The 10,555-nt window shown below is 73.9% G+C and carries 7 protein-coding genes and 1 pseudogene; 3 read left to right on the top strand and 5 right to left on the bottom strand.

From position 1 onward, the window contains the following. Nucleotides 1-425, bottom strand: a pseudogene (locus LQ51_RS10545) (hypothetical protein); the annotation flags it as partial. Between the two features lie 127 nt (nt 426-552). On the opposite strand from LQ51_RS10545, the gene LQ51_RS10540 reads away from it, so the two are divergent. Next, nucleotides 553-930: a PH domain-containing protein gene (locus tag LQ51_RS10540; RefSeq protein WP_046564559.1), complete on the top strand. Its 378-nt coding sequence runs from the start codon at nt 553-555 to the stop codon at nt 928-930. An 11-nt stretch (nt 931-941) separates the two neighbouring features. Here LQ51_RS10540 and LQ51_RS10535 read toward each other — a convergent pair whose 3' ends face one another. Further along, entirely contained in the window at nt 942-1,868 is a 927-nt protein-coding gene (locus LQ51_RS10535) for a 2-hydroxyacid dehydrogenase (RefSeq protein WP_046564557.1), read from the bottom strand. A gap of 162 nt (nt 1,869-2,030) precedes the next feature. Between LQ51_RS10535 and LQ51_RS10530 the strand changes: the two genes are divergently transcribed. Both LQ51_RS10530 and LQ51_RS10525 read left to right on the top strand, forming a co-directional pair. Then, nucleotides 2,031-3,206: a PQQ-dependent sugar dehydrogenase gene (locus LQ51_RS10530; protein WP_046564554.1), complete on the top strand. Its 1,176-nt coding sequence runs from the start codon at nt 2,031-2,033 to the stop codon at nt 3,204-3,206. A 139-nt stretch (nt 3,207-3,345) separates the two neighbouring features. Beyond that, on the top strand, nt 3,346-4,974 hold the full coding sequence (locus LQ51_RS10525; protein WP_046564551.1) for a metallophosphoesterase family protein: 1,629 nt from the start codon (nt 3,346-3,348) through the stop codon (nt 4,972-4,974). Nucleotides 4,975-5,843: 869 nt separating this feature from the next. Here the strand turns inward: LQ51_RS10525 and LQ51_RS10520 are convergent. From LQ51_RS10520 to LQ51_RS10510, 3 genes are all read right to left on the bottom strand, one after another. Continuing rightward, nucleotides 5,844-8,201: a transketolase-like TK C-terminal-containing protein gene (locus LQ51_RS10520; RefSeq protein WP_046564550.1), complete on the bottom strand. Its 2,358-nt coding sequence runs from the start codon at nt 8,199-8,201 to the stop codon at nt 5,844-5,846. A 119-nt stretch (nt 8,202-8,320) separates the two neighbouring features. Beyond that, on the bottom strand, nt 8,321-9,820 hold the full coding sequence (gene gatB / locus LQ51_RS10515; protein ID WP_046564549.1) for an Asp-tRNA(Asn)/Glu-tRNA(Gln) amidotransferase subunit GatB: 1,500 nt from the start codon (nt 9,818-9,820) through the stop codon (nt 8,321-8,323). A gap of 97 nt (nt 9,821-9,917) precedes the next feature. Further along, on the bottom strand, nt 9,918-10,555 hold a 638-nt coding region (locus LQ51_RS10510; RefSeq protein ID WP_231605692.1), incomplete at its 5' end, for an Ig domain-containing protein.

Below are 10,555 nucleotides of genomic sequence, written 5' to 3'. Positions count from 1 at the left end.
CCGGGACCGGACAACGTCCCGGAACCCGGAAGCGTTCCGGGACTGGACAGCGTCCCAGGAGCCGGCCGGGTCGCGGGAGCGGGAGCGGGAGCGGGCGGGCCGGGTGCGCGGGTGGCGGCCGGGCTGCCGGCCAGCCAGGCGAGCCGGACGCAGGCCAGCGCGCAGCCGGCGGCGACGGCGAGCGCCACGGCCGAGTGGGCCGGGACCAGGCCGACGGCTCCGGCCAGGATGAGCAGGGCGCCGGCCAGGGACACGTAGAGGTCGGCCAGCGGGCGGCGGCGACGGGGTGGGGTGGCGGGGTGAGTGACGAGCACGGCGATCGCCTTCGTGAGGGGGCACGGGGCGGTGCGGTTGCGGTGCGGCGCGGGATGGTGCGGGTCGGGGGCGACGGTCGCGGACGACGCCGGGTGGGCCGGCGCGGCCACGCCTAGAAACGATCCTCGATACGAGACGTTACGCGGTTACGGAGTGAGCTTCGTCACACCGCTTCCCAAGGGGCCGGTAGTCCCGCCCGCCGGGATCCCCGCCAGCCCGGGGTGCGATCATCGGAGGGTGAGCCGCGCCGAGACCGTCCACTTCCGCCGCAACCAGGCGATCCTGGTCGCCGCGATCGTCGCGCTCATCGGCGCGCTGCCGCTGGCCAGCGCCCGCTGGTGGCTGTCCTGGGTGCTGCTCCTGCCCCTCGCCGTGGGGGTCTGGGCCTGGCGCTCCGGCACCGACGCCGACGCCCGCGAGCTGCGGTTGCGCGCCCTCCTGGGGCAACGGCGGATCCCCTGGCAGCGGGTGGCCGAGTTGACCGCCGACGATCGTGGGCGGGCCGTTGTCCGGCTCGACGACGGCGAGGTGCTGGTGCTCCCGGCGGTACGCGCCGACGACCTGCCCCGGCTGGTCGCCGCCACCGGACAGGAGCTCACCGAGGGCGCCGGCTGAGCGACGGGCGCTCAGTACCCGTCCACTACCCGGTTCGCCAGCGGCTCCCCCGTCACGAACCGCCGCAGCTGCGCCCCCACCAGTCGGTACGCCCGCGGCAGCAGGCCGCGTACCGAGCCGGCCACGTGCGGGGTGAGCAGCACGTTCGGCAGCTCCCACAGGGGATGGTCGGCGGGCAGCGGCTCCGGATCGGTGACGTCCAGCGCGGCCCGCAGCCGGCCGGAGGCCAGCTCGGCGACCAGCGCCGACGTCCGGGCCACCGGACCCCGGGCGGCGTTGACCAGCAGCGCCCCGTCCGGCATGGCGGCCAGGAACTTCTCGTCGACCAGCCCTCGGGTCTGCTCGGTGAGCGGCACCAGCAGCACCACCACGTCCGCCTCGGGCAGCAGCCCGGGCAGCTCGTCCACGCCGTACACCCCTTCGGCGGGACGCGGCGTGCGGGCGACCAGGGTGAAATCGACCTCGAACGGGGCCAGCCGGGCCTGGACCGCGGCGCCGATCGAGCCGGCGCCCACGATCAGCACCCGCTTGCCGGCCAGTTCGTCGGTCGGCGCCACCTCGTCGTACGCCCACTCCCGGCGGGCCTGCGCCCGGGCCAGTGGCCCGAAGCCGCGCAGCGCGGACAGGATCGCCGCCACCACCCACTCGGCGGTCGCCGAGTCGTGCACGCCCCGGGCGTCGCAGAGCGCCACCCCGGAGGGGACCCGCCCCACCCAGGCGTCCGCGCCGGCGGAGAGCAGCTGTACCACCTCGACGTCGGGCAGTTCGGCCAGGAGCGCCCCGGCGGCCGGGCCGGAAAGGAAGGGCGGCACCCAGAACCGCACCCCGGACGGGGACGACGGGAGCCGGTCCGGGTCCTCCAGCAGCTCCACCGTGACGCCGGGCGGCAGCTCGCCGAGCAGTTCCCGGCCGGACCGATGCGGAATCCATACCTTCACGATCGCCGACGATAGCCGGGCGACCCCCTACCGCCGCAGCCGGACGGGCGCACCGAACGGGACCCGACCGTTGACGACGGGCAGGTCGAGCTGGTCGGGCGGAGCCGACCGCCCGGCCGCCGTCGGGCCCGGATTCACGCTCATCCGGCTAGGCTGGGCCGGGTGAGCGCGCGTCCCCCGTACCACCGCCCCCGCCGCCTCCGGGCGGCGCTCGCGGCGTCCTGCGCGGCGCTGCTGCTGGGCACCGCCGGCTGCGCTTTCGGCGAGCCCGGACCGGACCCGGCCGGCGAGCCACCCAACCTGCCGACCCCTTCCGCGTCGGCGAGCCCGGGCGGCGCCGGCCAGCAGGTGGTCGCCACCGTGCTGGCCAAGGGGCTCACCGTGCCGTGGGCGATCGCCTTCCTGCCCGACGGCGCCGCGCTGGTCACCGAGCGCAACAGCGGCCGGATCCTCCGGGTCGGTCCGGGATCCGGGCCGGAGGGCCTGACCGTCACCGTGGCGCAGACCGTGCCGGACGTGGCGGCCGGCGGCGAGGCCGGGCTGCTCGGCATCGCCGTCTCCCCGGCCTACGCTCGGGACCGCACGGTCTTCATCTACTACACCACCGAGCAGGACAACCGGATCGCCAAGCTGGAGCTGGGCAAGGCACCCACCCCGATCCTCACCGGCATCCCCAAGGCCGGCAACCACGACGGTGGCGGCCTGGGCTTCGGCCCCGACGGCTTCCTCTACGCCAGTACCGGCGACGCCGGCCGGTCGGCCGCCGCGCAGGACCCGAAGAGCCTCGGCGGCAAGATCCTGCGGATCACCCGGGACGGCAAGGCGGCCCCCGGCAATCCCACCCCCGGCTCCCCGGTCTGGTCGCTGGGACACCGGAACGTGCAGGGCTTCGCCTGGACGCCGGAGAAGCGGATGTACGCCGCCGAGTTCGGTCAGAACACCTGGGACGAGATCAACCAGATCGACAAGGGTCGCAACTACGGCTGGCCGCAGGTGGAGGGACGCGCCGACGACAAGCGCTACGTCAACCCGATCACCCAGTGGCGGACCGCCGACGCGTCCTGCTCGGGGCTGGCCGCCGTGCAGCGGCTGCTGGTCACCGCCTGCCTGCGCGGCGAGCGGCTCTGGCTGGTCGAGCTGACCGCCAACGGCACCGTGCTCGGGCAGCCACGGGCCCTGCTCACCGGCAAGTACGGCCGGCTGCGGGCCGCGGCGGCGGCCCCGGACGGTTCGATCTGGGTGACCACCTCCAACCGGGACGGGCGAGGCAAGCCGGCACCGGAGGACGACCGCATCCTGCGGCTGGTCTTCGCGGACGGCGGCGCCGGCCGGAGCTGACGGGCTCGGCTTCAGGTCGCCGCGTCGCGCCAGCCGCACCGGAGTTGTCGCTCAAGGTCGCCGCGCGGCGCAGGAGTGAGAAGCTCGACGCTTCCCGCGGTTTCCCAAGATCCGTCGACGGGCAGGACAGAATCTCAGCATGGACGGCCAGGAGAACGAGCAGCGCAGCACCGGGGACGAGGCGGCCCCGGCCACCGGGCGCGCCCGCCGCTGGGCGTCGCGACCGCGGCGGAACGGACGGCCGCCGGGCTGGCTGCGCCGGCTCGGCACGGTGCTGGCCCTGCTCGTGGTCACGCTGGCCGGAGTCGTCGGCGGCACGTACGCCGGCGGCCATGTCAGCACCGACATCGGGCCGTTCCGGGCACAGCTCAACCTCAGCCCCTCGCTGAGCGGCGGGACGACCGTGGACGTACCGCCGCTGGGCGCGCTGCTGCTCGACAGCCACGACGGGCCGGCCTACCTGACCGTGGAGCTGGGTGCGCTCGACCAGCGGCGTACCGAGGCGCTGATCGACGACCCGGCGAGCATCAGCCGGGCCAGCCAGTCCGCCGTCGAGGACGTCCGCTCCGGGGTGATGCGCCTCGGGCTGCGGACGCTGGCCTCGGTGGTGCTGGCCACCCTGCTGCTGGCCGGGCTGGTCTTCCGGGACGTCCGCCGGATGGCCTGGGCCGGCGGGCTCGCGTTCGTGGTCGGCGCCGGCAGCCTCGGACTGGCCGCCGCCACCGTCCGCCCGCAGGCCATCGAGGAGCCCCGTTACGAAGGGCTGCTGGTCAACGCCCCGGCCATCGTCGGTGACGCGCGGCGCATCGCCAACGACTACACCCGCTATGCCGAGCAGCTCCAGCGGCTGGTGGGCAACGTCAGCAAGCTCTACACCACGGTCTCCTCCCTGCCGCTGGTCCAGCCCTCGCCGGGCACCACCCGGGTGCTGCACGTCTCCGACATGCACCTCAACCCGACGGGCTGGCAGCTGATCCGCACGGTGGTGGAGCAGTTCAACATCGACGTGGTGATCGACACCGGGGACATCACCGACTGGGGCAGCGAGCCGGAGGCGTCCTTCGTCGGCTCGATCGGCCTGCTGAAGAAGCCGTACGTCTACATCCGGGGCAACCACGACTCGGCAAAGACGGCGGCAGCGGTCGACCAGCAGCCGAACGCCATCGTGCTGGACAACTCCACCGTCACCGTGTCCGGGCTGACCATCGCCGGCATCGGCGACCCCCGGTTCACCCCGGACAAGGAGACCTCCCCGGCCGGCAGCGGGCTCACCAAGCAGGTCGCCGACCAGGTGATCGGGACCGGCGAGCAGCTCGCCACCACGGTCAACAGATCGCCGCGGAAGGTGGACATCGCCCTGGTGCACGATCCGGCCTCGGCCGGGCCGCTCTCCGGTACCTGCCCGCTCGTCCTCGCCGGGCACGCCCACGCCCGACAGGTGTCGAAGCTGCCGCAGCTGCCGGGCAAGCAACCGACCACGCTGATGGTGGAGGGCTCCACGGGCGGTGCCGGGCTGCGCGGCCTGGAGGGCGAGAAGCCCACCCCGTTGACCATGTCGGTGCTCTACTTCGACCAGCAGAAACTGCTCCAGGCGTACGACGACATCACCGTCGGCGGCACCGGTCAGTCACAGGTCAACCTGGAACGGCACGTGATCCAGGACCCGAAGAAGGGCGACCAGGTGCCGGTCACCCCCACCCCGACCCGGGGCGGTTCGGAATCCCCGTTCCCGCCATCCTCCTCTCCCAGCCCCACCACCACGGGTTGACGACCGGTCCACAACGGCAGACCCGACGACCCCCCGACCGGCACACCGGCGACGGCCCGGCTCGCCGCCGTCACGAGGCCTGCCGGCTCGCCGCCTGCGCGGGCGCGAGGCGTGCCGACTCGCCACCGGCGCGGACGCGAGGCCTGCCGGCTCGCCGCCGGCGCGGACGCGAGGCGTGCCGATTCGCCACCGGCGCGGACGCGAGGCCTGCCGGGTCCCCGCCGGCACGGGCGCGAGGCGTGCCGACTCGCCGGCGGTGGCGCCGCAAATCCAATCACTGCGGGTAATCTTTCCGCCTCCGAGCAGCTGACTTCTTTTCTGCCTTTGCTCTGCAGCCATCGGCGCAGCGGTACACGGACCGTCACCGTTGCGCGGATGGCTGCAGAGCGGCAGAAGAGGGAAGTGGCTGGTCGGGCAGGTGCTGCGTATGGGGCTGCAGAGCAAAGGGCCGATGGGTGTTCCTGGCAACCCCGGAATCGCCACCACTCAGAGTTATCAGGACCACCGTCACTAAGCGTAATCGCCGGCATCCAGGGGGACGGGGCGACGGCCCTGCCGCCGGCTGCCACCGGTGGCAGACCGACGGCCACCCGCAAGCCCTACCCGTAGACCCTCGCGGCTCCGCTGCGGCGATGAGGCCGCGAAGAGGCCGCCGCGGAGGCCGGCGGCGGGCAGAGCCGGAAGGACCGCTGCGGAGGCCGGCACCGGGCAGAGCCGGAAGGACCGCTGCGGAGGCAAGCACCGGGCGGAGCCGCAGGGACCGCCACGGCGGCCGGCACCGGGCAGAGCCGGAAGGACCGCTGCGGAGGCAAGCACCGGGCGGAGCCGGAGGGCACCGGGTGGAGCGGAGGGGTGCCGGCGGCGCCGGGTCAGCGCAGTGAGAGCGCGGCCAGCGCGGCGTTGACGATGCTGCCGGGCAGCAGGTCGTGCAGCTCGTACAGCTCCGCGACGCTGCCGGACTGGCCGAACTCGTCGACCCCGAGCGGGACCGCCGGGGCACCGAGCGCGGAACCGAGCCAGGCCATCGCGTGCGAGGCCGCGTCGTGCACGGTCACCACCGGGACCCGGTCGGCGAACGCCGACCGCAGCGCGCCGGGCACGCTCGGCACGGTCGCCGTCCGCACCCCCTGCCGCAGGGTCCGCTGCCAGGCCCGGTAGAGCCGGTCCAGGCTGGTCACGTCGACCACGTGCGCCGCGACCCCCTCCTCCGCCAGCTCCGCGGCGGCCGCCAGCACCTCGGGCAGCACCGCGCCGGAGGCGGCGAGCTGCACGACCGGGGCGTCCGCCAGATGTGGGTACGCCTCATGCGCGTCGACCAGCCGGTACGCGCCGGCCACCACCTGCCGGCGCAGCACCGCGTCACCGATCCGGGCCCGGGCCGCCTCGAAGGGCGCCTGGTCGATCGGGCGGGTGCTGAGCCGGAAGTAGTATGCCCCGTCCTCGGCCGGCGCGGCGGTGGCCGCCGGCGTCGAACCCTGCGCGATCTGGCCGAGCGCGTCGCAGAGCAGCCAGTCGAGGCTGCCGGCGTACGCGGGCTCCAGGAAGGTGACCCCGGGCAGTTCCAGGCCGACGGACGCGGTGATGGTCGACTGGTGCGCCCCGCCCTCCGGCGCGAGGGTGATGCCCGACGGGGTGCCGGCCACCACGAACCGGGAGCCGGAGTACGTGCCGTAGAGGAACGCGTCCAGGCCGCGCAGCACGAACGGGTCGTAGACGGTGCCCACCGGCAGCAGCGGCTGGCCGGACAGGTCCCACGCCAGGCCGAGCTGGCCGAGCAGCAGGAACAGGTTCATCTCCGAGATGCCCAGCTCGATGTGCTGCCCGGCGGGGCTCTCCGTCCAGCGCAGCATCCGGTCCTCGGTCCAGGAACGCTGCTCGGTGGGCGCGAACACGCCGGTCTTGTTGATGAACCCGGCCAGGTTGGTCGACGTGGCCACGTCCGGGGCGGTGGTGACCAGGTACGGCGCCACCTGCGGGTCGCGGGCCAGGTCGACCAGCACCCGGCCGAAGACCTCCTGGGTGGAGACCGGCTTGTTCGCGCGTACCCGGGTGGTCTCCGGCACGGTGACGCCCAGCGCCCGCTCGCGCGGCGGGCGGGACAGCGCCTCCCGGCGCTCGCCGGCCCGGATGCCGGCCTCCGACGCCGGGTCGAGGCGGTCCCACTCGGTCTCGGCGGTCAGGCCGTGCGCCGCCCGCAGCGCGTCGACCTGCTCGGTGCTGAGCAGCGCCGAGTGGTTGCGCGGATTGCCGGCGATGGGCAACCCCCACCCCTTCACCGTGTACGCGAAGACCACGCTGGGCCGGTCGGTGACCGCGTCGCACTGGGCGTACGCGTCGAGCATGGCTTCCAGGTCGTGCCCGCCCAGGTCGGTGACGAGCGGGCCGAGCTCGTCATCGGGGATGTCCGCCACGAAGGCCGCCACCTCGGCCGGCGCGCCGTCCAGGAACTGCTTGCGCAGGGCCGGCCCGGCCAACCCGAACAGCGACTGGTACTGCTCGTTCGGCATCAGGTCGATCCAGTCGCGCAGCGCCGCGCCGCCCGGCCGGGCGTACGCCTCGGCCAGCTTGCGGCCGTACTTGACCTCGACGACGTGCCAGCCGGCGGCCTCGAACTGGCCGCGCCACTGGTTGATCCGGATGCCGGGCACGACCCGGTCCAGCGACTGGCGGTTGAAGTCGACCAGCCACATCACGTTGCCGAGCCCGGTGGTGGCCGGGTCGGCGACCGCCTCCCAGATGTTCCCCTCGTCCAGTTCGGCGTCGCCGATCAACGCGACGAACCGGGAGTGCGGGCGGGCGCCGAAGTGCGCGTCGACGTAGCGGCGGGTGACCGCCGCGAACAGCGGCGCCGCGGCACCCAGGCCGACCGAGCCGGTGGAGAAGTCCACCCCGTCCGGATCCTTGGTGCGCGACGGGTACGACTGGAGGCCGCCGCGGGCCCGCAGCTTCGGCAGGTACGACCGGTCGAGGTTGCCCAGCAGGTACTGGATGGCGTGGAACACCGGCGAGGCGTGCGGCTTCACCGCGACCCGGTCCTCGGCGTCCAGGTGGTGGAACCAGAGCGCGGTCATCGCGGTCACCAGCGAGGCGCTGGACGCCTGGTGACCGCCGACCTTCACCCCGTCGCCGGTGTCCCGGTCGTGGTTGGCGGCGTCCACGATGCGGGTGGCGAGCCAGAGCACCCGGCGCTGGATCGCGTCGAGGACGTCGAGGTCGTGCTGGTTCACGGTGACTCCATCCGGGCGTCGCCGTTGACGCCCTCGCGAGGGGATGGCGCGGGTCGCGCGTACTCCGGGGAGGTCGAACGGCCGCCACCGGGTCACGGCGGCGGCCCTCCGGGTTGGGCTCAGCCCTGGGCGCCGAGACGCTCCAGGATCAGCTCGCGGACGGTCTTGGCGTCCGCCTGGCCGCGGGTGGTCTTCATGACCGCGCCGACCAGCGCGCCGGCCGCCGCGACCTTGCCGCTGCGGACCTTGTCGGCGACGTCCGGGTTGGCGGCGATGGCCTCGTCCACGGCGGCGGTGAGCGCCCCGGTGTCCGAGACCACCTCCAGGCCGCGGTTGGTCATGATCTCGGTCGGCGAGCCCTCGCCGGCCACCACGCCCTCCAGCACGGACCGGGCCAGCTTGTCGTTGAGCTTGCCGGCGTCGACCAGGCCCTGCAGCTCGGCGACCTGGGCCGGCGTGGCGCCCACGTCGGCCAGCTCCACGCCGGTCTCGTTGGCGCGGCGGGACAGCTCGCCCAGCCACCACTTGCGGGCCGCGGCCGGGGTGGCGCCGGCGGCCACGGTCGCCTCGATCAGCTCCACCGCGCCCGCGTTGACCACGGACTGCATGTCCAGGTCGGACAGGCCCCACTCCTGCTGGATCCGCTTGCGGCGCAGCCGCGGCAGCTCCGGCAGGGCCGCCTTCAACTCGGCCACCCAGGCGGTGTCCGGCGCCAGCGGCACCAGGTCCGGCTCCGGGAAGTAGCGGTAGTCGGTGGCGGTCTCCTTGGACCGGCCCGACGTGGTGTCGCCGGTGTCCTCGTGGAAGTGCCGGGTCTCCTGGACGATCCGGCCGCCCGCCTCCAGCACCGACGCCTGCCGCAGCATCTCCGAGCGGACCGCCCGCTCGACCGAGCGCAGCGAGTTGACGTTCTTGGTCTCGGTGCGGGTGCCCCACTCCGCGCCCGGCAGGTTCAGCGACGTGTTGACGTCGCAGCGCAGCGAGCCCTCCTCCATCCGCACGTCGGAGACGCCGAGGGAGCGGATCACGTCGCGCAGCTCCGTCACGTACGCGCGGGCCACCTCGGGCGCGAGCGCGCCGGTGCCGGGGATCGGCTTGGTGACGATCTCGACCAGCGGGATGCCGGCCCGGTTGTAGTCGACCAGCGACTCGGTGGCGCCGTGGATGCGGCCGGTGGCACCGCCGACGTGCAGCGTCTTGCCGGTGTCCTCCTCCAGGTGCACCCGCTCGATGCCGATCCGCACGAGTTCCCCGTTGACCTCGACGTCCAGGTAGCCGTCGAAGCAGAGCGGCTCGTCGTACTGGCTGATCTGGAAGTTCTTCGGCATGTCCGGGTAGAAGTAGTTCTTCCGGGCGAACCGGCACCACTGCGCGATCGAGCAGTTCAGCGCCAACCCGATCCGGATGGTCGCCTCGATGGCCGCCTTGTTGGCCACCGGCAGGGAGCCGGGCAGGCCCAGGCAGACCGGGCAGACCCGGGTGTTCGGCTCGCCGCCGAAGTCGGTCGGGCAGCCGCACCACATCTTGGTGTTCGTGCCCAGCTCGACGTGGGTCTCCAGGCCGATCACCGGTTCGAAGCGCGCGACGACCTCGTCGTACGCGGGCAGCGTCGTGGTCATGAGAACTCCAGCTTTGCAGGCGGTAGCCGGCCCACGGCGGCATCCGGACACAACGCCGCCAAGCCTACCGCTCCGCCTGCCCGGGCTCGGCCGGGCGTCACTCCGGTGGAGTGAAGCGCCGGCGGCGGTTGTAGGCAAGCACGAACAGGATGCCGCCGATGGAGAAGGCCAGGACGCCCAGCGACACCAGCACCAGGGGCGAACCCGGGCCGGTGATCGGCAGCCACCCGCCGCTCACCTGCGACGGCGAGGGCGTCGGCTGGGGCGCCGTGGTGGTCGGGTCGCCCGGGGTCGGCGTGGCCGTCGGGTCGGTCGGATCAGGGCTCGGGGTGGCCGTGGGGCTGGTCGAGGCCGGCGCGGCGACGACCAGCGACACGTCCCTCGTGGCGCTGGTGCTGTAGCCCTTCGCCCGCACGGTGAAGGTGAACGTGCCAACGCTGCCGGGGGTGCCGCTGAGCAGGCCGTCCGGGTCGAGGGCGAGGCCGTCCGGCAGGGCCCCGCCGGCCAGGGCGAACGTGATGGACGAGTCACCGTCGGCGGTGAACCGGAAGGAGTAGGACCGGCCGGCCGTGCCGGCGGGCGGGTCGCCGGAGGTGAAGGCGACCGCCGGCGTGGCCACCACGATGGTGGCGGCCTGCTCGGCGAAGCGGCCGTTCTTGTCGGTCATCCGCAGGGTGAAGGAGTAGCTGCCCACCACGGTCGGGGCGCCGCCGAGCGACGTCCCGACCACGAGCA

The sequence above is a fragment of the Micromonospora sp. HK10 genome (assembly GCF_000982955.1).
GTDB lineage: Bacteria > Actinomycetota > Actinomycetes > Mycobacteriales > Micromonosporaceae > Micromonospora.
Note: the sequence above shows the minus strand (reverse complement) of the source record. Positions and strands in the feature narration are given on the sequence as shown.